This is a genomic window from Nocardia jinanensis, assembly GCF_014645735.1.
In the GTDB taxonomy this organism is placed as follows: Bacteria; Actinomycetota; Actinomycetes; order Mycobacteriales; family Mycobacteriaceae; genus Nocardia; species Nocardia jinanensis.
The window spans coordinates 157,931-181,905 of sequence record NZ_BMMH01000012.1 but is presented as its reverse complement, the minus strand read 5'-3'; the positions used below and the strand labels follow the sequence as shown (position 1 = coordinate 181,905).

The 23,975-nt window shown below is 67.3% G+C and carries 24 protein-coding genes; 10 read left to right on the top strand and 14 right to left on the bottom strand.

The features are described 5' to 3' along the window. Positions 1-228 precede the first annotated feature (228 nt). Positions 229-1,353, top strand: coding sequence for a serine/threonine-protein kinase (locus IEY68_RS25440; protein ID WP_058854708.1), 1,125 nt, complete (start codon positions 229-231; stop codon positions 1,351-1,353). Positions 1,354-1,685: 332 nt separating this feature from the next. Beyond that, positions 1,686-2,540, top strand: coding sequence for a Bax inhibitor-1/YccA family protein (locus IEY68_RS25435; protein ID WP_058854707.1), 855 nt, complete (start codon positions 1,686-1,688; stop codon positions 2,538-2,540). 324 nt (positions 2,541-2,864) lie between these two features. Here IEY68_RS25435 and IEY68_RS25430 read toward each other — a convergent pair whose 3' ends face one another. From IEY68_RS25430 to IEY68_RS25395, 8 genes are all read right to left on the bottom strand, one after another. Next, positions 2,865-3,608: a hypothetical protein gene (locus tag IEY68_RS25430; protein WP_058854706.1), complete on the bottom strand. Its 744-nt coding sequence runs from the start codon at positions 3,606-3,608 to the stop codon at positions 2,865-2,867. Between the two features lie 37 nt (positions 3,609-3,645). Further along, positions 3,646-5,370, bottom strand: a complete 1,725-nt coding sequence (locus IEY68_RS25425; protein WP_058854705.1) for an asparagine synthetase B family protein — start codon at positions 5,368-5,370, stop codon at positions 3,646-3,648. 7 nt (positions 5,371-5,377) lie between these two features. Then, positions 5,378-5,860, bottom strand: a complete 483-nt coding sequence (locus tag IEY68_RS25420; RefSeq protein WP_058854704.1) for a hypothetical protein — start codon at positions 5,858-5,860, stop codon at positions 5,378-5,380. A 27-nt stretch (positions 5,861-5,887) separates the two neighbouring features. Continuing rightward, positions 5,888-6,901, bottom strand: coding sequence for a hypothetical protein (locus tag IEY68_RS25415; RefSeq protein WP_058854703.1), 1,014 nt, complete (start codon positions 6,899-6,901; stop codon positions 5,888-5,890). Next, positions 6,886-7,896 carry a hypothetical protein gene (locus IEY68_RS25410; RefSeq protein WP_058854702.1) on the bottom strand — a complete coding sequence of 337 codons (1,011 nt, stop codon included), beginning with the start codon at positions 7,894-7,896 and terminating at the stop codon, positions 6,886-6,888. Before IEY68_RS25410 ends, IEY68_RS25415 begins: the two co-directional genes overlap by 16 nt. A gap of 431 nt (positions 7,897-8,327) precedes the next feature. Further along, positions 8,328-9,644, bottom strand: a complete 1,317-nt coding sequence (locus IEY68_RS25405) for a ferredoxin reductase family protein (protein WP_199804932.1) — start codon at positions 9,642-9,644, stop codon at positions 8,328-8,330. Between the two features lie 241 nt (positions 9,645-9,885). Further along, positions 9,886-11,112, bottom strand: a complete 1,227-nt coding sequence (locus IEY68_RS25400) for a helix-turn-helix domain-containing protein (protein WP_058854700.1) — start codon at positions 11,110-11,112, stop codon at positions 9,886-9,888. A 102-nt stretch (positions 11,113-11,214) separates the two neighbouring features. Continuing rightward, positions 11,215-12,426, bottom strand: a complete 1,212-nt coding sequence (locus tag IEY68_RS25395; protein ID WP_058854699.1) for a helix-turn-helix domain-containing protein — start codon at positions 12,424-12,426, stop codon at positions 11,215-11,217. Between the two features lie 177 nt (positions 12,427-12,603). On the opposite strand from IEY68_RS25395, the gene IEY68_RS25390 reads away from it, so the two are divergent. The 5 genes from IEY68_RS25390 to IEY68_RS25370 all read left to right on the top strand — a co-directional run bounded on the left by IEY68_RS25390 (position 12,604) and on the right by IEY68_RS25370 (position 14,742). Further along, positions 12,604-12,846 carry a hypothetical protein gene (locus IEY68_RS25390; protein WP_058854698.1) on the top strand — a complete coding sequence of 81 codons (243 nt, stop codon included), beginning with the start codon at positions 12,604-12,606 and terminating at the stop codon, positions 12,844-12,846. After that, the gene (locus tag IEY68_RS25385) at positions 12,843-13,133 is read left to right on the top strand and encodes a hypothetical protein (RefSeq protein WP_058854697.1); all 291 of its coding nucleotides are present in this window, start codon (positions 12,843-12,845) and stop codon (positions 13,131-13,133) included. The genes IEY68_RS25390 and IEY68_RS25385 overlap by 4 nt, the downstream gene beginning before the upstream one ends. Positions 13,134-13,342: 209 nt before the next feature. Then, complete coding sequence (locus IEY68_RS25380) at positions 13,343-13,987, top strand: DNA alkylation repair protein (protein ID WP_058854744.1); 645 nt, start codon at positions 13,343-13,345, stop codon at positions 13,985-13,987. Positions 13,988-14,131: 144 nt separating this feature from the next. Further along, positions 14,132-14,326: a type II toxin-antitoxin system VapB family antitoxin gene (locus IEY68_RS25375; RefSeq protein WP_058854696.1), complete on the top strand. Its 195-nt coding sequence runs from the start codon at positions 14,132-14,134 to the stop codon at positions 14,324-14,326. After that, complete coding sequence (locus IEY68_RS25370) at positions 14,323-14,742, top strand: PIN domain nuclease (RefSeq protein ID WP_058854695.1); 420 nt, start codon at positions 14,323-14,325, stop codon at positions 14,740-14,742. The genes IEY68_RS25375 and IEY68_RS25370 overlap by 4 nt, the downstream gene beginning before the upstream one ends. Before the next feature lie 134 nt (positions 14,743-14,876). Here IEY68_RS25370 and IEY68_RS25365 read toward each other — a convergent pair whose 3' ends face one another. The 3 genes from IEY68_RS25365 to IEY68_RS25355 form a co-directional block, all read right to left on the bottom strand. Continuing rightward, complete coding sequence (locus tag IEY68_RS25365; RefSeq protein ID WP_058854694.1) at positions 14,877-16,094, bottom strand: acetyl-CoA C-acetyltransferase; 1,218 nt, start codon at positions 16,092-16,094, stop codon at positions 14,877-14,879. Between the two features lie 94 nt (positions 16,095-16,188). After that, positions 16,189-17,046 (bottom strand): SGNH/GDSL hydrolase family protein, encoded by an 858-nt coding sequence (locus IEY68_RS25360; protein ID WP_058854693.1) that lies wholly within the window; start codon positions 17,044-17,046, stop codon positions 16,189-16,191. A gap of 62 nt (positions 17,047-17,108) precedes the next feature. Beyond that, the gene (locus IEY68_RS25355) at positions 17,109-17,570 is read right to left on the bottom strand and encodes a hypothetical protein (RefSeq protein ID WP_058854692.1); all 462 of its coding nucleotides are present in this window, start codon (positions 17,568-17,570) and stop codon (positions 17,109-17,111) included. 113 nt (positions 17,571-17,683) lie between these two features. On the opposite strand from IEY68_RS25355, the gene IEY68_RS25350 reads away from it, so the two are divergent. Further along, positions 17,684-19,075, top strand: a complete 1,392-nt coding sequence (locus tag IEY68_RS25350; RefSeq protein WP_058854691.1) for a cystathionine beta-synthase — start codon at positions 17,684-17,686, stop codon at positions 19,073-19,075. 122 nt (positions 19,076-19,197) lie between these two features. Continuing rightward, entirely contained in the window at positions 19,198-20,256 is a 1,059-nt protein-coding gene (locus IEY68_RS25345; protein ID WP_229718968.1) for a mechanosensitive ion channel family protein, read from the top strand. A 59-nt stretch (positions 20,257-20,315) separates the two neighbouring features. On the opposite strand, the gene IEY68_RS25340 is transcribed toward IEY68_RS25345, so the two are convergent. The 3 genes from IEY68_RS25340 to IEY68_RS25330 all read right to left on the bottom strand — a co-directional run bounded on the left by IEY68_RS25340 (position 20,316) and on the right by IEY68_RS25330 (position 22,658). Then, positions 20,316-20,654: a DUF6401 family natural product biosynthesis protein gene (locus tag IEY68_RS25340; RefSeq protein WP_058854689.1), complete on the bottom strand. Its 339-nt coding sequence runs from the start codon at positions 20,652-20,654 to the stop codon at positions 20,316-20,318. Positions 20,655-20,733: 79 nt separating this feature from the next. Then, positions 20,734-21,255: a DUF4254 domain-containing protein gene (locus IEY68_RS25335; protein ID WP_189094497.1), complete on the bottom strand. Its 522-nt coding sequence runs from the start codon at positions 21,253-21,255 to the stop codon at positions 20,734-20,736. 227 nt (positions 21,256-21,482) lie between these two features. Further along, the gene (locus tag IEY68_RS25330) at positions 21,483-22,658 is read right to left on the bottom strand and encodes an acyl-CoA dehydrogenase family protein (protein ID WP_058854688.1); all 1,176 of its coding nucleotides are present in this window, start codon (positions 22,656-22,658) and stop codon (positions 21,483-21,485) included. A 117-nt stretch (positions 22,659-22,775) separates the two neighbouring features. Here IEY68_RS25330 and IEY68_RS25325 point away from each other — a divergent pair, with 117 nt between their 5' ends. Then, entirely contained in the window at positions 22,776-23,918 is a 1,143-nt protein-coding gene (locus IEY68_RS25325) for a cystathionine gamma-synthase (RefSeq protein WP_058854687.1), read from the top strand. Positions 23,919-23,975: the final 57 nt, after the last annotated feature.

The window sequence follows — 23,975 nt, the reverse complement described above, 5'->3', positions numbered from 1 at the left end:
ACCCACTTCCGCGACGGACGCCGGATAGCCGGCCGGTCGCACCGAAGTGGCCGGCATCGCCCAGCTACCTCCTGATTCGAACATACATTCGACAGCTTATCGGCTGGAACCCGCCCCCGGAAGCACCGTCCGGCACAGCTGCGACCCGCCGCGGTGAACGCAATCATGTGCCGCGTGGTCCGGCTCCGAATCCGGCCAGCTACCACCGAATTCGGCTAGTCTCACAGCATGATCGATCGCGCCCGTCCCATCGTCGGCCCCGACTATCTGGTCGCCGGCCGATACCGCTTGCAGTCGAAACTGGGCGGTGGCGGTATGGGGGCGGTATGGCTGGCCACGGACCGGCTGCTCGACCGCGAAGTCGCCATCAAGCAGGTGCTCTCCACCGCGGGTATGGACGAGGCCCAGGCCCGGCGGATCCGTGACCAGATCGTGCACGAGGGCCGGGTCGCGGCGAAACTGTCCCATGAGCACGCCATCGCCGTCTACGACGTGGTGCTCGAGGCCGGTGAGCCCTGGCTGGTGATGGAGCATTTACCCTCACGCAATGTAGCTCGGGCGCTTTCGCTGGTGAGCGCCCTCCCGGTGATCGAGGTGGCCCAGATCGGCGCCCAGGTCGCCGATGCGCTGGCCGCCGCGCACCACGTCGGGATCGTGCACCGCGATATCAAACCGGGCAATATCCTCGTCGCCGACCGCGGCCCCGGGGTCGGGATGGCGAAGCTCAGCGATTTCGGTATCTCCCGAAATATCACCGAGGTCGCCGACGAACCGGACGGGATGATCACCGGTACGCCCGCCTATCTGCCACCGGAGGTCGCGCGTGGCGCCCAGCCCACCGCGGCCAGTGATGTGTTCTCGCTCGGCGCCACCCTCTACACCGCTATCGAGGGGCAGCCGCCGTTCGGGATGGACGACGATACCGGCGCCATCGTGGAACGCGCCGCCATGGCGCAGATCATTCCGCCCGGTCGCAGCGGGGTACTCACCCGGGCGCTGCTGCACATGATGGAACCGGCCCCGCAGCGCCGGCCCACCATGGCCGAGGCGCGTGACGAGATCCTGGCCGCCGCGTTCGGGCCCGGTGCGGCCGACAATATCCTCGGCGCTCCGGTGCGCACCGAGGACGGCACCATCCCCGCGTGGGCGGCCCGTAACTCTGCCGCCGGACTGCGCAGCCCTCGTTCCGGACCGCTGCCCCGGCGTGCTCAGCCGCAGCCGCAACGGCCTGCCGCGGTCGCGGTTCCCGCCGCGCACGGTGGTTCGAAACAGCTCAGCCCGACCGTGGCCGTCACCATCGGACTGCTGATCGGGCTGCTCATCATCATTGTGATCCTCGTCGCGGTGATGTAGCGCGCGGATCCGGGACCAGCGGGGGAGCGGTCCGCCGTCCCTGCGGCGCCTCGATAGGTACGGGTCTTGCGCAGTCGGATACGACACCCCGCGAACAGGCGATATCCGCATCCGGCGAGGTCGTGCGCGACATCCGGCGGCCGACCGGTATGCCGGTCCGTGGTCCATTCGGGCCCGACCACCGGTAAGGTCCGGTTTGTCTGTCTTGTCGTCTCGCCTGGGAACTCCACCGGGTCGGTTGATCGTTGGATGGACAGTTGGATATCGAGTAACAGCTCGAGCCGACGGTCGTGCCCCGGTATGGCCAACGAACTCCGAGAAAGGGATTTGCGGTGCGCGCCACAAGCAATCCGGTATTCAAGAATCTGCCGAAGCAGGAAACCGGCTACGCGAGCTTCGGCTCGGCCGCCGCCGGCGCGGGTCAGCTGGGCTATCAGTACGGCAACCAGCAGCAGTACCCGCAGCAGTATCAGCAGCCTTATCCGCAGGCGCCGACCCGGTCGCTGACCATCGACGATGTGGTCACCAAGACCGGTATCACGCTGGGCGTCCTAGCGCTGTCCGCGCTGGTCACCTACCTGCTGACCAGCGCCAACACCGGTCTGGCTCCGCTGTTCGTCATCGGCGGTGGCCTCATCGGCCTGGTTCTCGTCCTGGTCGCCACCTTCGGTAACAAAGCCGACAACCCGGCGCTCGTGCTCTCCTACGCGGTCGCCGAAGGTGTGTTCGTCGGCGCCCTGTCGTTCATGTTCACCGATATCAGCTTCGGTGGCGCGGGCGGTGCGGGCATGATCGGCCAGGCCGTTCTCGGTACCTTCGGTGTGTTCGCCGGCATGCTGGTGGTCTACAAGACCGGCGCCATCCGGGTCACTCCGCGGTTCACCCGCATGCTGATCGGCGCCATGATCGGCATCCTGGTCCTGGTCGTCGGTAACCTGGTCGCGAGCTTCTTCACCGACGGCGGCTTCGGCCTGCGCGACGGTGGCCCGGTCGCGATCATCTTCAGCCTGGTGGTCATCGCCATCGCCGCGTTCAGCTTCCTGCTGGACTTCGACGCCGCCGACCAGCTCATCCGCGCCCAGGCTCCGCCGAAGGCGGCCTGGGGTGTGGCTCTCGGCCTCACCGTCACCCTGGTCTGGCTCTACGTGGAGATCCTCCGCCTGCTGAGCTACTTCCAGAGCGACTAGTGATCGTCGCAACCGTATGAAGACGGCCCCCACTTCGGTGGGGGCCGTCTTCTGTCCAGGTGCCGATCGATGGTATCTCGACGCTGAAATCCGGCAAGAATCCAACTGACGCGCCATCGCGGGGCACCGGTGCGGGCCCGCTGTCACGCTGATCGAGATCCGGGCACTCACGGCGCCATCACCGGAAGCGCCTGGCAACCAGGAAAGATCAACCGTGCATTGATTCTGCCGGGCACAGCAAAATATCCCTGCCGGATGGCACGAAACCTGAGCGCCGGACCCCGCCGACTCGGGATCCGGCATCCGCCGCGGTCCGGGTCCGGCTCAGGAATCGCCGGGCACGAGATCGGTGCAGGTCGCGGCGTCCGGCAGCTCCCGGGCCAGGAATACGGTCTGGGCCATCATTTTGTAACCCGCCATACCTTCGCGCAGGATCTCGAGGGATTCCTCCGGGTGCACCGAATCGATCACCGCGTTCGGGCCGACAGCATTGAACTGGTGGCTGACACCGCGTGGAATCTGCATATCGACGAATGAGCACGGCGGCACGATCAGGTTGTAGCGGGTGCGGTGTACACCGGGTGGGGTGTCGGGCAAGTCGTCGGTGAAGAGCGCGGGACGGAAAGGCGTCACCCCCGGGATATCGGTGACGATGAAGGGCGACAGCGCGCCGACCCGGATATGTGTATCCGGTCCGGTCATCATGCGGACGAACCGTAGCCCGGTGTGCAGGTGCATACGCGAGCAGATCCCCCGTTCGGCGGCATCGTAGAAATCCATGAGATAGCGATCGGCGAAGAAGCCCTCGAACGGGGTTTCCAGCAGATAGACATCGCCCTCCTCGAAGGTCTGCGCGCGGACGATGCCCTCGGCGTCGGGTGTATTCGCCGCCCGCGCCGCCTTGGCTGTTCGGACGATCTGCGTGAACGCGTCCACCACGATTCCGGCCACCTCGGGCGCGAACCGCGCCACCGGTGTCACCACATTGTGGCCCGCATCCCGGAATTCGGCGAGATCGTGGATCTCGTTCTCGTCGTCGGCGTGATTCTTGATGCGCGACTCGGTCATCGGGCTGTCTCCTCGGTACCGGACGTGCGGATGACGGTCATGGCCCCACGTCGAACGAACGAAGCCATAATTCCAGCGACAGCACCAACCACAGTTTGCCGCCTTGCCGGGGCAGTAGCGCGCCCTCGCCACGCAACCAGGCACGCACGGTGTCCTGCCGGAACAGTCCGCGGGCGCGAGCGGCGCGGCCGAGCAACAGCTCGTGGCCGAGATCGCGCAGTGGACCGTCGAGCCACTGCTGCACCGGCACCCGCATCCCGCTCTTGGGCCGGTCGACGATCGTGGGTGGCAGCAGATCGCGCACTGCCTCCTTGAGGATCCACTTCTCGCTGGTGCCCGCGAGTTTCAGCGTGGGCGGGACAGCGAAGGAGTAATCGACGACGGCGCGATCGAACAGGGGTGCGCGGCCTTCGATTCCGCTGGCGGCGGTGAGGCGCTCCACCTTGGTCAGGATGTGGTGGGCGCCCTTGGTCCGCAGGTTGGTGTGCAGTAGTTGGTCGAGGAGGCTGGTCATCCGGCCCTGGCGCAGGTAGGGAGCGACGTGTTCGGCAGGGGAAGGCGCGTCCTCCAGCGCGGCGAGTGTGTCCCGGGTCAGCAGTGTGGGCAGGTCGCCGTAGCATTTGCGATAGCTGTCCAGGTACGCGCGGGCGCGGGCATCGGGATCGGGGTCGTCGCGGGACAGTTCGAAGATCAGCATCGCCAGGTTCTTGGGTCCGCCGAAGACGGGATCGCCGCCCTCGCCGTTGAGCGCGACGCGGATACCGTCGGCGGCGACGGCCTCGGCGAGCATCAGGTTGGGGACGGTGAGCGGATCACCGACGGGGCAGTCGAGCAGGCCCACCGTATCCGCCAGCCGGGCCGCGATCGTCGTCCCCGGGACCGTGAGCACCCGGTGCTCGGTACCGCAGTGCGCCGCGACGAGCCCCGAATAGCCGAGTTCGTCGGGGGCGGTGGCGCCGAAACTGATCGAGTAGGTGCGTACGGGGTGGTCGTGCGATTTCGCGGCGAGCGCGGTGACGAGACTGCTGTCGATCCCGCCGGACAGCAGAACCCCGACGGGTTCGCCGACCGGAAGTCTGCGGGTCACAGCGTCTTCGAGCAGGGCGCGCAGCGCCAAGACGTGCTCGTCCACGGACCGCTGGTCCCCGGTTTCACGGGGTTCCCAGAACGTGTGCTCAGTGGAGGTGCCGTCCGGGCGGAGCCGCAGACAGCGGCCCGGCAGCACCTCGTGGATATCGCGCAGCAGAGTTTCGCGACCGGGCAGATAGGCGAAGGTGAGGAAGGAGCGCACCGCGGGCAGGTGCAGGCCGGTGCGCAGTGCGGGCCAGCGGCTCAGGGCGCGCAACGAGGTCGCGGCGGCCCAGCCGGCCGCCGAGCGGGCGTGGAAGAGGGTGCGAGCTCCCAGATGGTCACGCACGAGTACCAGATCGGGCCCGTCGGCGATGGCGAGGGCGAACATGCCCTCGGCGGCGGCGAGGCCGGCTGTCCCGAAACGGGCGTAGCAGCGCAGGAGCAGTTCACCGTCGGTCCGGCCCGGGGGCGGGGCGTCCGTGCCGAGGCGAGCGCGGAGCCGGTCGCGGTTGAACAGCGTGACCTCGCCGACAGCGCTCAACGTACCGGCGCGGAAGGGACCGTGCGCGGTGCCCGGCCCGTCGAGCAGGCCGAGGGCGTGCCCGCCGCGGGTCGCGACCGGCTCACCGCCGACGGCCCGCAGATGGGTGGACGGATCGTCGCCGGTGAGGAACGCACACCATCTGGACATTCAGCGCTCACCCGAAATCGTCGTCGTCACCGTATCCGTCGTCCCAGTCGTCGTAATCGCCGCCGGCTTCCACGCCACCGCTATTGGACTGCGCCGACTGCTCGCGCAGCTCCTCTTCCTTTTCGAACGTCATCGACAGTGGTGGCATCACCAGCGCGCCGAGCACTGCGCCACCGGCGACGGCGGCGAGGATCCCACCCACCCTGCCGCCGAAGGACGAACGGTTGACCGTCAATACACCGTCGCTCCACAGGGTGCGTCCGTATCCGGATTCGCGGCCGTAGCGGACAGAGCCGTCGCGGTCCGTACGCTTGACGATTTCTCGGCCCAGCGGCTCGTCGACCCCCGAATTCCCGCGATTGTCGCGCCAGGTGACCGTCGCGCCCGGCCCGCGCCGCCGCCATTCCAGCCTGCCGTCGGCATAACGCCGGTGCACGGTGTCGTCGGCGAGCAGCTCATCGGTGTAGGCGAGCTGCTGGTATCGGGACACTGCGTTCTCCTCTCGTGCGGTGGGTACTCAGGCGGCGGGCCAGGTCAGGAACCCGCTGCCGCGGGCCCGGCGCAATTCCGCCAGCGGCGGTGGCGGAGTACGGACACCGCGGACCAGGCGATGCGCGGATCGCAACAGGACAGCGGGAGCGACGGCGTCCAGTTCGACGATCCGGCCGCGGCGCAGCCAGGTGCGTTCCCGGTCGTCGAGAAACCCGGGGCGAGAGTACGGTTCGCTTTCCGGTGGATACCGGTGCGGATGCGCAGGCCCTCGGTCACCGAGCGCCGGGCCGGCGGTGCGCTCGGGTTGCTCCCGGACGGCCGATGCCGGAGCCGCGGGCGAGGTGGTCCCATCGGGTGCGGCCGGATCCGAAGCCGAGAGCATCCCGGACAGCAGCTCCGGTTGGCCGGGAACCGTGGGGGCGGTGTGGAACAGATGCAGTCCCATGGCCTGCCGGGGCCGTAAGCCGAGCGGCACTACCCGCAGACCGTCGGGGATCTCGGCGAGCTCCGGTAACCGGTTGGGAAGAGCGAGGCCCGCGGCGCTCGTTTCGTGCAGCACGTAGACCGATCCCGCGCCGCGCGTGAGCATCGCCACCACGGCCGGCCGCAACGGCAGTTCGGCGATGCTGACCACCGGTGTCGCCGACTCCAGCGGTAAACCGTTGGCGCGCAGCATCTGCGCGACCGTGTGTGATTCGCAGACGAGCAATCGTGGCAGGCCGTAATCGAACAGGTCGGGTTCGGGAGTGTGCGTTCCCGGTGGCGCCCTCCGCGGCGGCTCCGGTGCGAGCAGGCCGGGGACCTCGCCGTACCGGGCGAGGGCTGCTCGGAAGGCAGCGAAGGGCAACGGCGCGGGGACGGTGAACGCGACCCGGCGCGGGAGACGTGGCGCCGGTGCGAGCACTCGGCAGAGTTCGTAGTACAGCTGGCGTTCGGTGAATCGGATCCCGCCCGGCGCGGCGGCCCGGCCCGCCGCGACCGGGATCAGCCGATCGAGCACCCGCTGTGTCCACCGGGCCGGTATCAACTGTTCGGCCATGTCAGGAAACCTATCTCCTGGGCGCGCAGCCGATCCGGGTCGACTGCCTCCCACACCCGTTCGACACCGCGCTGTACCACGCCCAGCAGTGCCGCGGGCGGCAGCGCCGCGACCGGTGCCCACCAGCCGTCGGCCAGCCAGTCCAGTTCGGCGGCGGACCCCGCGGCCCACCCGGGCAGCGGCGGTGCCCCGGGGTCCGGACGTTCCCGTAACCGCACCGCCGAGCGGGCAGCGAGTGCCGCTTTCGCGGATAATCCGATCAGGACGGCGCGGGGCCCCAGCGTCTCCCGGGCCCGCGCTCCGAAACCCACGCCACGCAGACCCGCATCGTGCAAGACGAGCACCGGCACATCCGGTGGTAGCCGGTCCGCTCGATCACCCAGTGCCATATCCCATACGCCGACGGCGTTGTTGGCGGCGAGGCAGGCGAGCACCGCGCGGTCCCCGCACAGCAGGGCCAGCCGTGGCTGCCGCACCGGTGGGAGCGGGATGTCCTCGGCCACCATCCCGGATGGTGGCCCACCGTAGACCTGCGCCCAGCGGTCGAGCACCCCGCTACGGAATTCTCTGGACGTCACCGGCATCCGCACCGTCGTCCGCCGCCGGAACCACGGTTTCGCGAAGGACAGCAGCAAGGGGACCACGATCAGGAGAAGCACCCCCGTGCCGATCCCCGGCAGTACCGGGACGAAACCACTGACCACACAGATGAACCCGCCCAGCACGATGATCCCGCACGCCGCGCCCAGCGCGGCACTGTGGTTGCGGTCCACACTCGGCACATCCCGGCGCGCGGCCGCATACCACAGCTGGGTCGGGGTGTAGTGCAGACCGCGGCCGTCGCCGAGCTTTTCGGCCAGCCGGCGCATCCGCAGATCGTGCATCCGCGCCGGACTCTCCTTCGGCTCGAGCGCGAACTCCCGCCGGCACTTCGTACACCGCCGGCCGGTGCGCTCGCGGCGCAGCAGGCTCTTCGCGCAGTGCGGGCAGATCACCTGTTCAATGGTCCTCGATCCGCCCGGATCACGCTAGCGATATGCGTTTTCGCGTCTATGTGACCTGCTGTTTCGCCGGTCCCGATGTGCTGAATTCACCGACTGTCAACTCGGCTGTCCGCCGCTGGTCGCCGACGAACAGCCGCATGCCGTCGCGACGAGCCCAACCCTTGTAGCGATGGCCGGCTCGCTCTCGCGGGTGCCCGCAGCTGCGCATCCGCAGTGTCGCGCCGCCCGGCCCGCGCGGCGGCGGGAGCCGACTTCGGACGAAGGCGGCCTGGGGTTGTGCCCTCGGCCGCACGGTCACTCTGGTCCGGCTGTGCGACTCAGGCCAGGGCCAGCGCGAACCAGGTGCAGGCGGCGAGCAGGATGAAGGTGATCGCCCATACCGCGCGGGTGGTGTAGGTATGTCGCATATCCGGGCCTCCGGGTCAGACGAAGTCGAAGCGTTCGGTGTGGACGCGGTCGGCCGGTACGTTCACTGCGGCGAGCGCATCCTCCACCGCGGTGACCATGGGCGCGGGTCCGCAGACGAAGTACTGCCGGTGCAGGTAGCGCTCGGGAAGGTGGCGCTCGAGCAGTGCGCGGTCGACGAACCCGCTTTCACCGTCCCACTCCGGCGGCGGGTACTGCGGCACCGGCACCACGGTCAGGTCCAGGCGCCGGGCCGCCCCGGCGATCTCGTCGTCGAAGGTTTGCTCGCCCACGGTGCGGAACGCGTAGAACAGCAGGAACGGGCGACGATCACCACGGTCGGCCATGGTGCGCAGGATCGAGATCATGGGGGTGATTCCGACGCCGCCGGCTATCAGGACGAACCCCGGGCCTTCGTGGCGGTCGGGGGTGAACACTCCGCTCGGGCCGTCGAGGAAAGCGCGGGTGCCGGGGGTGATATCGCCGATGGTGGAGGTGAAATCACCGAGCGCTTTGATGGTGATCTGGACTCGGTCGTGGTTCTCGGCGCTGGAGGAGAACGAGAACGGGTGCGCGGTGATCGCGAAAGGGGACCGGTCGACGGTCAGCCACCCGAACTGTCCCGGCGCGAAACGCAGACCGTCGTGTCCGGCCGGGATGAGCGTGAGGGTTCGGGCATCGCCGTGTTCGGCGGTGTTCTGTTCGACGCGCCACGGCCGCCGCAGCCGGCGGATCGGTGCGACGACCCGCACCCACACCAGCAGCCCGACCAACGCCAGCGTCATCACCGTCCACAACCAGACCTTCCAGGTCGTGTCGAGGTAGTAGCCGACCAGCAGCATATGCGCCAACGCCAGCCCCACCACGGCCACCGACAGCACACCGTGGACCACCTGCCACACCTCGTACCGGATCCGCAGCCGTCGCCGCCATACCGAGGTCGTCACCACGATCAGCAGCAGCACCGTGGACGCGACCGCGCAACGGGCCCGCCACGGGGCCTCGGCGAGATTCATCAGTGCCACGATGTCGACGCCACCGATCTGGAGCAGGATCGGGTGGGCGAGAACGAACGCCAGCGCCACATAGGAGACCTGGCGATGGAACTGCACCAGGGCATCCTCGCCGAAAGGCGCCGCGACGGCCCGGAATCGGGCGACCAGCGCGAACTGGGCGCCGAGCATCGACATCCCCACGAAGCCCAGAGCGACCGAGAATTCCACCCAGAACCCCCGCCCGCCCTCGACGGGTCCGATCACGGCGAACACCAGCGGCACCACCGCCACCGCGATATACAGCACGATCCATCCGATTCCCCGGACCACGACAGACACCACTGACCTCCCGACCGAAGGGGTGTTCGGCTACGCCCGGCCGACGTCCCACGCTAACCGCGACTCGGCTACGCATCCCGGTCCTGGCTACGTGTGTCGTCCGGGTGCGACACGGCGAGTAGCTGTCGTGTGCGAACCGGTACGGGCGATCAACGATATTGCCCGGCCTGCCGTGGAAGGGTCTGGTCCGCCCAACGGGCTCTACGGGTGGTCAGTTGTGGCCGATGGTCGTCTGCACGACTCATGCCGCAGCGATCAGCCCCACCCTCTCGCACAGATCGTTCACGTCGGCGCGCATGCCCGACGGTGGCTTCTCCATCAGCGAATGCAGAATCTGGCGCGCGTACCCGTTGTAGCGGATCGTTTCGATCGCAGTGCGTGCCGATTTGTCCAGGAGAGCCAGCGCGGCGACCGACTCGTCACGCTGGTGATGAGCTCGCGCCACCTCGATGAAATGCCTGCTTCTACGGGGCACGGAGGCGATCAGATCGGCGTCGAACGAACGCGCGGCCTGCACCGCCTCGCCCGCCCTGCGCAACTCCACGCCCAGGGTTGTCGCGTGTGCGGCCATCACCGGCACCGAGAAGGACGTCTGCACATGGCGATACCTCGGGCCGAGCGACTGCGCCGTCCGGTCGGCCTTCTCCCAGTTCGCCCAGGCATCACCGTGGCGACCGCGACGAGCGTGCACGTAGGCGACCTCCGCGTACAGCGCGCCGTGAATTCCACGCCAATCGTCGGGCGTTCCGTTGCGATCCAGGTACGGTGCCAACTGCTCGGCGGCATCCCGAGCCAGCGCAATGGCCTCTTCCCAGCGCCCCGAGTCTCGCAATGCCTGGGTCATCGCCCATGCTCCACAAGCGATCACGTAGGGGTCGTCCGCCGCGTAGCCCTCGGACAGAGCGCGGTCGGCCACCATCCAAACCAGTTCCGTAGCGGGTTGATACGCCACATAGAAATCCGCCAGCTGATACACCCCGGCCAGTACGCGACGGGCCTGTCGGTGGCTGTCCCCGCCGGCCCGCGCGGCGCCCTGGGCATCTTTGATCAGACCGGGCAGCAGTGCGCCGAGCCGGGTTCGATGGTCGGAACTGGAATGCCGAACGACCCACGCCTGCCTCAGTCGTTCCTCCAAGTGGCGGATGTTCGCGGGAGATGTAGGAGGGGTCAGGCGGTACTCGGTCAGCGCTGCCTGGACATCGGACAGGGCACTGTGCTGTTCGCCGGCGAACACCGCCACTGGTACAGCATGTCCGTCGCCGGTCAGTTCGGCGAGGTCATTCAGCTCGAGAGCACGGGCAATCCGTAGCAGGATCGATAGCCTGGGCGGTTCCAGTCGTTCGGTTTCGACAGCCCCGAGCCATTCGGCGGAGCGGCCCAGTAGACGAGCCAGATCGGCGCGGGAGATACGAGCCGACTCGCGAGCTCTTCGGATGCGGGTTCCTATCGATAGTTCATCGGTCGACATCGGACTCAGCTCACTCGTGTTCGTGCAGGATGGCCGCAGAACACTTTCCGGCAGGTCGTCGGCGACCGGCTCGCGAGCCGGTATCGAAAAGCCATTATCGGCCTACCTCCGGCCCATTCCGCACCATGCCGCGAATCCGCGCACCGTCTCCGTCGAGCGGGCATCCTGCCGCGCCAGGGCGCGCACCGTCTCGTGCACCATCGGGTGATATCGGGTCTGTGTCGGTGCGATTCGCCGTGCGGACTGCAAGGCCGAGAGCGCCCCGTCCCGATCTCCGTGTAGTAGGAACCCCCGCGCCAGGTCGATGTAGTGATGGCCGGCTCGCTCCCGCGGGGTACCCGCAGAAAGTTTCACTCTTACCGACCGCTTCACAGCTTCGGTACCGTCCAGCATCTCGACCGCCAGACCCACCGACCAGATCTGCACGTTGGTCGGGCCGAAGCACAGCCGGTAGTCGTCTCGATCCGCACCGATCCGCGCGGCGGTTTCCGTCGCCTCGGCGAGATGCGCATCCGCGGTGTCGCGCCGCCCGGCCCGCGCGGCGGCGAGACCCGACTTCAGATGCAGGTTGCCCCACATCGCCAGCGTGGCGGGATCGCCCTTGCCGATTTTCGGCTCGATTGTCTTGCGGCTCTCTTCCAAAAACCGCTCGGCGCCCGCCCAATCGGCCACGCCGATCATTTCGCCGGCTCGCTGATAGTCGCCCGCCAGCACCGCGAGTTTGTCGCCGGACCGGGCCGCCGCCCATTCGTAGCGGTCCACCGCCAGTGAGGCCAGGTCGATGTAGCCGAGTTTGTACACCGCCTGCGATGTCGCCGCGTAGGTCTCTGCCAGCAGACCGAATATCCGCTCCTGGTCCGTGCCGCTGCTGGAATACCAGGCCACCCGCAGATCGTGTAACAGGGACGGGAGGAGTTCGCCCAGCTCCCCCAGGTTCACCATATGCCGCATCTTGGACGCGCGAGCTACGTCCCCGGTCAGTTCGTGCAGTGTCCGAGGCGGAATATCTTCGGGAGGGATGCGGTACACCGCGAGTTCCCGGCGAATGTCCGGTATTCCGGCGTGGACCAGCTGTTCGTCGCGAGTAGTTCGCGGGTAGGGCTGCTCGAGCAGCGCGGTGACGCCGACCTTCAGCGCGCGCCCGCAGGCGGAGATGAAGGCGGGCGAGGCGGGTGCTCGCCCCTGTTCCACGGCTTTGACCAGTGATGTCGAGACGTTCGCCGTGGAAGCCAGGCGGGCCTGAGTCCAGCCGGCGAGTTTGCGTTCCTCGGCTACGCGAGCTCCCACGCCGTCGTTCTTCTGCTCGGTGCTCATAGCTATCACATCCTGCATCGGCCCTCGTTCCCATGGTGCCAAAGGTTTTGTCCCTTCGGGGGATTGGGCGCTACGAGCCTTTATGGCGAATCAAGCCCACTTACAACAACACCGAAGAGGTGCCCATGCGTGAGGAGTCACCGTCCCTGCCCACCCGCGCCCCCGCACAATCTCGCCATGGCCGCCACGGTCCGGCTGTGGCAGGCGGGCAAGAATTGGGTCACCGACGATCCGGCGGTGCTGCGCAGGCTCGCCGACAGGCTTCGAGCGTTACCCGCCGAACATTCCACCGTCCATTGCCGCTCGCGGGAGCCGATCCGCGGGTACGCGCACGCACATCAGGTGATGGACGTCCACGCCGCGCATCGCTGCCCGCGCTACGCGGCGGCGGCGGAGTATGCCGCCGAGGCGCGCCGGTGACCGTCGGCAGGCGGGCGATCGTGCTCTGCCGGCCGGACTGCGACAGCGGGCAGATCGAGCGGTTGTCCCGGGCCCACGGCCTTCGGGTGGTGTACACGGTGTACACCGACACCGGGCCGGAGCTCGCGGCGCGGATCGCCGTACAACACGTGTTGGACTTCGACGCGGCGGCGATCGTGATCCCGTACCTGAGCGCCCGGGAGGCGCGGGAAGCAAGGGCGTGGCGGATGGTTACCCGATTCGCCGATCTGGTGACCGCGACCGGGGTCCTCGGATGCGGGCTCTGACGCACCGGGCGCGTCTCGTTGTCCGATCTCGTCCGGGGTTGGTCCTGGGACTGCCCGGCTATCGCAGCTGCGGACGCGCCGGCCGGGCCGTGCGGCTCGGTGCGTTGTCCGGGCCGCGCATGCCGTCCTGTCCTACGCTGAAGTTCGCACGTGACGGGCAGGAGGCTGTGGTGACCGAGACGACGACAGGCGCGACCGTGGCCGAGGTGATGGCCGAATTGGCCGATCTCGAGGACCCGAAGATCCGCGCGGTGAACGAGCGGCACGGCGACGATCACGGTGTGAACCTCACGAAATTGCGGGCGGTCGCGAAACGGCTGAAGACGCAGCAGGAACTCGCGCGCGGGCTATGGGCGACCGGAGACACGGCGGCGCGGCTACTGGCGCTCCTGATCTGCCGTCCGAAAGCCTTCGAGCGCGACGAGCTGGACGCCATGCTGCGCGAGGCGCGGACACCGAAGGTGCACGACTGGCTCGTGAACTACGTGGTGAAGAAGAACCCGCACGCCGAAGAACTGCGCCTGGCCTGGTTCGGCGATCCGGATCCTGTGGTGGCGAGTGCAGGCTGGGGGTTGACCGCCGAACGTGTGACCAAGAAGCCCGACGGTCTCGACCTCGCCGGACTGCTCGACACCGTCGAAACGGAGATGAAGGGCGCGCCGGATCGCCTGCAGTGGTCGATGAACACCTGCCTGGCCCAGATCGGGATCGAGCATCCCGAGTACCGCGCCCGGGCGATCGATATCGGTGAACGGCTGAGGGTGCTCGAGGACTACCCGACCTCCCCGGGCTGCACATCCCCGTTCGCGCCCATCTGGATCACCGAGATGGTTCGTCGGCAGAACGAGAAATAGACAGCGAGTTCCGGTCGAAGACGCTTCCTACGGGGCTGTTGTCCGTTGTGTGGCTGTCTATGTCGAATGCTCGGCGATGCAGAGAAGGCTAGCCGGTTGATATCATATGGTGGCATATTTCGCATCACATCGGAGGTCGGGTAGATGCGCACCACTATTGATCTAGATGAAAACTGGGAAGAGGTCGCGCGGATCCTGGGCACCCACGGCAAGACGGAGACGGTGAACCGTGCCTTGGCACACGTGCTCGACGAGCGTCGGCGTGCTCAGGCCGTCGAAACGTTCCGGACCCTGCAGCTCGATCTCGATCCGGAGACCATGCGCGGAGCCTGGGAGTGAGCACACCGGTCTACTTGGCCGATAAATCCGCCCATGCCCAGCGGTACAACTCAGAAGAGGCAGCTCAGCGCTTGGACCGTGAAATGGCTGCGGGGCGCCTGGCAGTCTGCGAAATGGTCGCCCTCGAACTGCTCTACTCGGCGCGTAACAGCAGCGACTACTCACGTCTCGACACGGCACTTCGAGCGTTGCCTTGGGCTGCGACCGATGGCGCCGCCATGAAACGAGCCCTCGATGTTCAACGCCGTCTCGCTCAGCGCGGGCAACACCGTCGACCGCTGCCGGACCTCATCATCGCCGCGACCGCCGAACTCGCCGAGCTCATAGTGTTGCACTACGACCGCGATTTCGACCTCATCGGCGATCTCACCGGACAGCCGATGGAATGGATTGTGCCTCGCGGAACTGCGGGCTGAGCGAGTCTCGTTCGAAGTGGACCGAGCCGGGTGCGATGTGCGGCGAACCCCGAAGCCTGCCGCACCCGAGAAAACGACCCCTGCGCGGGCATCGGATGCCTGCGCAGGGGTCGTTTCCGCCGCTGGTGACGCGATCAGCTCAAGCGCTCGATGATCATCGCCATGCCCTGGCCACCACCGACGCACATGGTCTCCAGACCGAACTGCTTGTCGTGGGTTTGCAGGTTGTTGATGAGCGTGGCGGTGATGCGGGCGCCGGTCATACCGAACGGGTGACCGAGGGCGATGGCGCCACCGGAGACGTTCAGCTTGTCCTCGTCCATACCCAGTTCCCGGGCCGAGCCCAGCACCTGCACCGCGAAAGCCTCGTTGATCTCGTAGAGGTCGATATCGCCGATGGTCTTATCGGCCAGCTTCAGCGCTTTGCGCACCGCTTCGATCGGGCCCAGGCCCATGATCTCGGGGGAGAGACCGGAGACACCGGTGGATACGATCCGGGCCAGCGGGGTCAGGCCCAGTTCCTTGGCCTTGGTGTCACTCATGACCACCAGTGCCGCGGCGCCGTCGTTGAGCGGGCAGGCGTTACCGGCGGTAACCGTGCCGTCGGGGCGGAAGACCGGCTTGAGCTGGGAGATCTTCTCGTAGCTGGTGCCGGGGCGGGGGCCGTCGTCGGTGGAGACGACGGTGCCGTCGGGCAGGGTGACCGGGGTGATCTCGCGTTCGAAGAAGCCGGCCTTGATGGCTTCTTCGGCACGGTTCTGCGACCGCACGCCCCAGTGGTCCTGGTCCTCACGGGAGATCCCGGTGAACGAGGCGACGTTCTCCGCGGTCTGGCCCATGGCGATGTAGACGTCGGGGATGGTGTCGTTTTCGCGCGGGTCGCGCCAGCTCACCCCGCCCTGCGCGGAGGTGGCGGTGCGTTCCTCGGCGGTGCCGAACAGCGGGTTGTGGGTGTCGGGCCAGCCGTCGGCGGTGCCCTTCGGGAACCTGGAGACGGTTTCCACACCGGCGGAGATGAAGGCGTGACCCTCGCCGGCCTTGATGGCGTGGAACGCCATCCGGGTGGTCTGTAGCGAGGAGGAACAGTAGCGGTTCACGGTGGTGCCGGGCATGTAGTCGTAACCCAGCTGGGTGGCGACGACCTTGGCCATGTTGAAACCGGATTCGCCGGCGGGCTGGCCGCAGCCGAGCATCAGATCGTCGATATCGGCGGGCGACAGGGCGGGGACCTTGTCCAGTGCGGCGCGCACCATCTGCGCGGCGAGGTCGTCGGGCCGCATGCTCACCAGCGACCCCTTGTTGGCCCGGCCGATGGGGGAGCGAGCAACGGAAACGATGACGGCCTCTGGCATGAGGACTCCTTTGTCGGGGGAGCGTGCTCGGCCGAAACGGCCGGGCCGAACACTACTCACGGGTACGATCCCTTCGAATCTACGTCGCGCCCGGCTACGAGGAAATATCCACCGCGGCCATATCCCGTTCAGCGAGCGCTCTGGTCAGTTCGGGCAGCAGATGGGTGGCGGCCAAGGCGTAGCCCTCGGCCGAGGGATGGAAACCGTCGGCCGAGAACAGCTGCTCCGGGGACGCCCGGAAATCCTTGCTCATCAGGTCGCCCATCGCGACGGTGCGGCCACCGGCTGCCCTGGTGGCCGCCGTCTGTGCCCGAGCCAGCCGGATACTCCACCGGTGCACCACCGAGCGCAAGGGTTCCGGGATGGCGGTGACGCTGCCCAGATCCGGGCAGGTGCCGACTACAACGATGCTGCCCGCCCCGTGCAACCGGCTGACCGCCGAGCCGAGGCGCTCGGCGGATCGCGCGATCGAATGTTTCTTGGTGACATCGTTGGCGCCGACCAATACGACGGCCGCGTCCGGCGGTCCGCCCGCTACGAACATCGCGTCCACCTGCCCGGCCAGCCCCTTGGAGGTGGCACCGGAGATGGCTTTGGTGCTCAATCGGATCCGCTGCCCGGTGGCATCGGCCAGGCCGTGCGCGATCCGCACACCGGGTACTTCGGCCGCGCGGCGGCAGCCGAGACCGGCGGCAGTGGAGTCCCCGAAGATCATCAGGTGCAGGTCGGCGTGTTCACCGGTGCGCCAGCGTTCGAATCCGTGGGGTGTGTAGATACCGTCGGCTTCCGGGGGTTTGGAGGTATCGCGGCCGATCATTCCGCGCGCGGTTCCCGCCTGGGTGGTGAGCAGCCGATAGGCCGCCCATGACGCGGTTCCCGCCCCGGAACCGACCAGAACCGTGGCGGCGCCGGCCATCGTGGCCGTGCGCCATCCGATTCGAGTTTCGCCCATGTGCAGCGAGTTTACGAGCGGGAGTGATCTCGTGCGACCGCGCGCGGTGTCTTGCTCCGGGGTCAGGCCGGGACGACGAAACTGCCGTACGCGGGGATACTCGCGTGGTTGGTGGTGACGACGACGTCCACCCGGCCGGGTCCGGTGTCCTGGAACAGCGAGTACTGGATGCTGCCGTAGATACCGGTCACCACATTGTTGACGTAGGTGCCGGTGGCTCCGGTGTCGAGATTGCGCCAGGCCACCGTGGTGAGCACCTCGCACAGCGGTGCCAACGGGTATTCACCGGGCCCGATCCCGGTAACCGGGTTGGCGCGGACATTGAGTACCGCACGGCCCGGCCATTGCGGACTCGTATCGGCCCAGGTGCGGATACTGGTCCCGCACAAACCGCCGTAGGCGAGTGTCGGTACATCCGGGAATGTGGCGGTGGCGGCACCGGCCGTTGCTGCCGGTCCGGCGACCAGCGCGAAGGCGGATCCGGCCAGGAGCACGGTGGCGCGTGCGAGCTTCGGCAGCCTCATAGGTCCCAGATACTAAAGGCTCGCTAACGACTTCGCCGGATTCGGCGGTGTGGTGCGGTACTCGTGGCGGACCACACCGAAGCCTCCGGCAACGCTTCTGCAACGATGGGGGTATGCGCATCGCGGATCACGTCGTGGACCTCATCGGCAACACCCCGCTGGTCCGGTTGAACTCGGTGGTCCCCTCGGGCGCCGGGCTGGTGGCCGCCAAGATCGAATACCTGAACCCGGGTGGCAGCTCCAAGGACCGGATCGCGGTGAAGATGATCGAGGCCGCGGAGAAGTCCGGGCAGTTGCGTCCCGGTGGGACGATCGTGGAGCCGACCTCGGGTAATACCGGTGTCGGCCTGGCACTGGTGGCGCAGCAGCGTGGCTACCACTGTGTCTTCGTCTGCCCGGACAAGGTCAGCGAGGACAAGCGCAATGTGCTGCGTGCCTACGGCGCCGAAGTGGTGGTCTGCCCCACCGCGGTGCCCCCGGAGCACCCCGACAGCTATTACAGCGTCTCCGACCGCCTGGTCGAGGAGATCGACGGCGCCTGGAAACCGGACCAGTACTCCAATCCCGGTGGTCCGGACAGTCACTACGAGACCACCGGCCCCGAGATCTGGCGCGATACCGACGGCACAGTGACCCATTTCGTCGGCGGTGTCGGCACCGGCGGCACCATCACCGGTGTCGGTCGCTACCTCAAGGAGGTCTCCGGCGGAAAGGTGAAGATCATCGGCGCCGATCCCGAGGGTTCGGTGTATTCGGGCGGGACCGGCCGGCCGTATCTGGTCGAGGGGGTCGGCGAGGACTTCTGGCCCTCGGCCTACGACCCGGCGATCCCCGACGAGATCATCGCCGTCTCCGACGCGGATTCCTTCGATATGACCCGCCGCCTGGCCCGCGAGGAGGGCCTGCTGGTCGGCGGTTCGTGCGGAATGGCCGTGGTGGCGGCGCTCGAGGTGGCCCGGCGCGACCCGGAGGCCGTGGTGGTGGTGCTGCTGCCGGACGGCGGGCGCGGGTATCTGTCCAAGATCTTCAACGACCGCTGGATGAGCTCCTACGGATTCCTGCGCACTCCGCTCGACGGCTCGACCGCGGAAACTCTGGTCGGCGATGTGCTGCGCGGTAAATCCGGTGAACTGCCCGATCTGGTGCACACCCACCCCTCGGAGACACTGCGCGACGCCATCGAGATCCTGCGCGAATACGGCGTATCGCAGATGCCGGTCGTCGGCGCCGAACCCCCCGTGATGGCCGGTGAGGTCGCCGGCAGCGTCTCGGAGCGGGATCTGCTCTCGGCGGTGTTCTCCGGCCGCGCGAATCTCACCGATTCGGTGGCTCAGCATATGAGCGAATCGTTTCCGCTGATCGGATCGGGCGAACCGATCTCCGCGGCCACCAAGGCGCTGTCGGATACCGACGCGCTGATGGTCGTCGAGGACGGCAAGCCGGTCGGGGTGATCACTCGGCACGATTTGCTGGGATTTGTGAGCACCGGTCGCACGGCGCATTAGCAATTATTCCGCAATCACAGGTTCAACCAGCTCCACCGGGGTATAACGTGGCGTAGTGCCGTTCGTGGCAAACGCTGCGTCCGATCGGAGAGCGAAGGGAAGGGCTTGTGCAAACCTCAAGTTTGGCAATCGATTTCCAGCAGGGTTTCTCTGATGCGTGGAGTTCGATCGCGACATTCGTACCCAAGCTCCTCGGCTTCCTGGTCATCCTGCTCATCGGCTGGGTCATCGCCAAAGTGGTCGAGAAGATCGTCGACAAGATCCTCGAGCGAGTAGGTTTCGATCGGCTCGTCGAGCGGGGCGGAATCCAGCGGATGCTGTCGCGCAGTAAATACGACGCGTCCGATCTCCTGGGGAAGCTGGCCTTCTACGCGATTCTGCTGATCGCGCTGCAGATGGGCTTCGGGGTCTTCGGGCCCAATCCGGTCAGCAACCTGATCAACGGGATCGTCGCCTGGCTGCCGCGGGCGGCCGTGGCCATTCTGATCATCGTGGTCGCGGGTGCCATCGCGCACGCGGTCAGTGATCTGGTGCGCAATGCGCTCGGCGGACTGAGCTACGGCCCGATGATCGGCCGGATCGCGGCTGTCTTCATCTGGGGTATCGGCATCGTCGCCGCGCTGAACCAGATCGGGGTGGCCACCACGGTCACCACACCTGTCCTCATCGCGGTCCTGGCGACGCTGGGCGGCATCCTGGTCGTCGGTGTCGGCGGCGGTCTGGTGCGGCCGATGCAGCAGCGCTGGGAGTCCTGGCTGACCGGGTTCGAGGAGGAGATGCCGGCGATGCGTGGTCACGCCGAGGCCTATCAGCGCGGCCGCGAGGACGCATCGCGGGAGCGGACGGGCGCGCAGCAGGCGGAGCACGGACAGGTGCCGGGCGGTCGTGATCCGGAGCAGTGGGATCAGCCGCAGCCCGCTCGCGGAGGCGGTTACCGGGACGAGCCCGGTGAGACCGGTGGTTACGGACAGCAGATGTCCATCGGTGAGTACCGCCAGTTCGGAAACCCCTACCGTGGCGGCCAGTCGCCCTACGGTGGTCCGCAGTCACCGTACGGTGGTGGGCATTCTCCCTATGGGGACGGCGGACAGCCGCCTTATGGCGATGGCGGGCAGCAGCCTCCCTACGGAGACGGCGGGCGGCCGCCCTACGGCGGCGGCGAACCACGCCACCTGCGCTGAGCGTCCTTCATCGACCCACTTCCGCTGTGGACCGGGATCCGGTCCACAGCGGAAGTCGTTCAGTGGGCCGGAAGGCCGGCCTGCAGGCAGGCCCCGGCAAGCCGCAGATGCAGCCATTCGGCGGTGGCCCATTCCGCGGGTTCGGTGATCGGCGTGGTCCGGTCCTCGAGTAGGCCGCGCATGTAGCCGGCCACCAGCACCGTCGGAGAGACCCGGCCCGCCGTGTCCACACCGAGATCGAGAATGTCGCGTACGGCGGCCGCGTGCTGATCGAGCTCCGCGGACAGCCCCGGTAGTGCGGCGGCCGCGGCGAACGCCGGTGCCCCGTGGGTCCGGTGGATGCCCTCCAGGTAACGGCGGGCGGAGACTTCGAACAAACGGGGACCCAGGGCGAACATAACTCGATGGTAACAACGCGCAGTCATTTATCATATTGTGATATTTCGCGCATTATCGCAGGTACGGTGGGTGATCGAATTACGCCCGGCGCCGGACCTGCTCGGCGCCGGTCACCAGATCGGTCCATTCGTCGGCCAGCAGCGCGAGCCGGTACCACGCCGCGTGCACCCGATCGTCGGAGACGCATTCGGCGCTGTGCAGCAGGTGATCGGCGTGTACGTGCGCGGCGGCCATCCGATCGATAGTGGCGCCGAGGGAATCGGCTCGTGGACGCCGGGCCCGGCGCCCGGTCGGTTCGGCCTCGATCCAGCGGTCGATCAGCGCGACGAGCTCGGCACGTCGGCAATCTATCCCGGCAGTCGCCAACGGGTCTCCGTGGCGGCGCCGATGCAGATCGGCGAGGGTGTGCGCCCAGGTGAGCAGTGGTCGCCCGGGTTCGCGCTCGCTGCCCCCGGCGAACGCGGCCACCAGCTCGCGCTGATCGGGTAATCGGCCGGCGGGAGGGCGGTCGCGCGAATTCCGGACGGCTTTGACGCCGAGAGCGGATTTGGTCGTGGTGGACGGTCGCCGATTGCCCGGTCCGGGCGGCTGCGAGTTCATAACGCACCTCCGTGTACTTCACACCGGGCGTATTCGGATCCGCTCCGGGTGCGAATACCAGGGTGCGCCGCCGGTCCGGCTCATGGGTGACACGGAGATGGCTCGGCGATGACGGTTGGTAACAATGTCCTCCGCCGGGCGCGGGAGATGTTGTGAGGCAGTGTATTCGCCGCGAACGGAATATGGATGCCCGCGAAATGGCCGGTGGCTCCGCAGGTCTCGCGAACTCAGCGGAAAGCGGACACGTCGGTGAGCGCCTTACCCAGCACCAGTTGGTGGACCTCCGCGGTGCCCTCGTAGGTGAGGACCGATTCGAGGTTGTTCGCGTGCCGCAGCACCGGATAGTCGAGCGTGATTCCGTTGGCGCCCAATATGGTGCGGCATTCCCGGGCGATCGCGATGGCTTCGCGGGAGCTGTTGAGTTTGCCGGCGCTCACCTGTTCCGGGGTCAGTTCGCCGCGATCCTTGAGCCTGCCCAGATGCAGTGCCAGCAGCTGACCCTTACCCAATTCCAGTGCCATATCGGCCAATTTGGCCTGGGTGAGTTGATAGGCGGCCAGTGGCTTCTCGAAAACCGCACGGCTGCGCGAATACTCGATGGTTGTGCTCAGGCAGTCACGGGCGGCGCCGAGAGCGCCGAAGATTATGCCGAACCGGGCCTCGGTTAGGCAGGACAGCGGACCCGACAGGCCGGACGCGCCGGGCAGGACCGCATCGGCGGGGAGCCGTACCTCGTCGATATCCAGTTCGGCCGTGATCGAGGCGCGTAGTGAGAGCTTTCCCTTCATTTCCCGGGCCGTGAACCCGGGAGTATCCGTGGGTACCAGGAAACCGCGCACCACGTTCTTCCCGTCGGTCTCGGCCCGGGCCCACACCACGGCGATATCGGCCACCGACCCGTTGGTGATCCACATCTTCGATCCATTGAGCACCCAATCGCCGCCGTCACGCCGGGCGCGGGTACGCATACCGCCGGGATCGGAACCGAAATCCGGTTCGGTGAGACCGAAACAACCCAGCTTCCGACCCGTCGCCAGCTCCGGTAGCCACTGCTGCTTCTGTTCCTCGGAACCGAATCTGTGCACCGCCGTCATCGCCAGCGAACCCTGTACCGAAACCAGCGAGCGGAGCCCCGAATCGGCCGCCTCCAATTCCTGGCAGGCCAGTCCGTAACTGGTGGCCGGAAGACCGGCGCAACCGTAACCTTCGAGATGCATCCCGAGTACGCCCAGTTTTCCGAGTTCCGGTGCGATCTCGCGAACCGGGAATTCTCCCGCCTCGAACCACTGGGCGATATTCGGCCGGATATGGCGCTCGGTGAAGGCCGCGACGGTATCGCGGATCTCCCGCTCCTCCCCGGTCAGCAGTGAATCTGTGGCGAACAGTTCGGCGACGGTCGACATGGGCCCAGGGTAGTCGGATCGGCCGCCGCGCATACGGCTCGGATCAGTGCGTGAAATGCTTCACGCGAAGGCCCACCGGCGTGCGCCCGTACGGCACCGGCCGTTTAGGGTGGTGCTATGAGCGAACTGGGATTCACCACCAGGGCTGTGCACGCCGGTTACGATCCCGATCCCCGGACCGGCGCGGTGAACGTGCCCATCTATGCCAGTTCCACCTTCGCCCAGGACGGGGTGGGTGGACTGCGGGACGGCTACGAATACGCCCGCACCGGCAACCCCACCCGCACGGCGCTGGAGGCCAATCTGGCGGCCCTCGAGGTCGGCCGCTACGGCCGGGCATTCGCCTCCGGGATGGCCGCCACCGACTGTGCGCTGCGCGCCATGCTGCGGCCCGGCGACCATATCGTCATTCCCGATGACGCCTACGGCGGCACTTTCCGGTTGATCGACAAGGTGTTCACCCAGTGGGGTATCGAACATTCCCCGGCCGCGGTCACCGATATCGACGCGATGCGCGCCGCGCTCCGGCCGAACACCAAACTCATCTGGGTGGAATCGCCCACCAATCCGCTGCTCAATATCGGTGATATTCCGGCACTGGCCGATATCGCGCACACTTCGGGCGCCAAACTGGTCGTCGACAACACCTTCGCCACCCCGTACCTCCAGCAGCCGCTGCTGCTCGGCGCCGATGTCGTGCTGCATTCGACGACGAAATATCTCGGTGGGCACTCCGATGTCATCGGCGGCGCGCTCATCACCGACGATGCCGAACTCGATGCCGCCTTCGCCTTCCTGCAGAACGGCGCCGGCGCGGTGCCGGGGCCCTTCGACGCGTTCCTCACCCTGCGCGGCACCAAAACGCTGGCGCTGCGGATGGATCGGCACTGCGACAATGCCGAGACCCTGGCCGAATTCCTGTCCCGCAGCCCCGCCATCAGTCATGTGATCTATCCGGGTCTGCCCGAGCATCCCGGTCACGCCGTCGCCGACAAGCAGATGCGCCGCTTCGGCGGGATGATCTCGGTGCGGCTGGCCGGCGGCGTCGAGGCGGCCCGGGATCTGTGCTCGCGGACGAAGGTGTTCACCCTCGCCGAATCGCTGGGTGGGGTGGAGTCGCTGATCGAACATCCGGCCGCCATGACCCATGCCTCGACGGAGGGGTCGGATCTCGAGGTTCCGGCCGATCTGGTAAGGCTGTCAGTAGGAATCGAGGACATCAGCGATCTGCTGGCCGACCTCGAACAAGCCCTGAGCTGAACTCGCCGGGGCACCACAGAGCGCCGGGAGAATACGCGGGATATGAACAACGAGCGG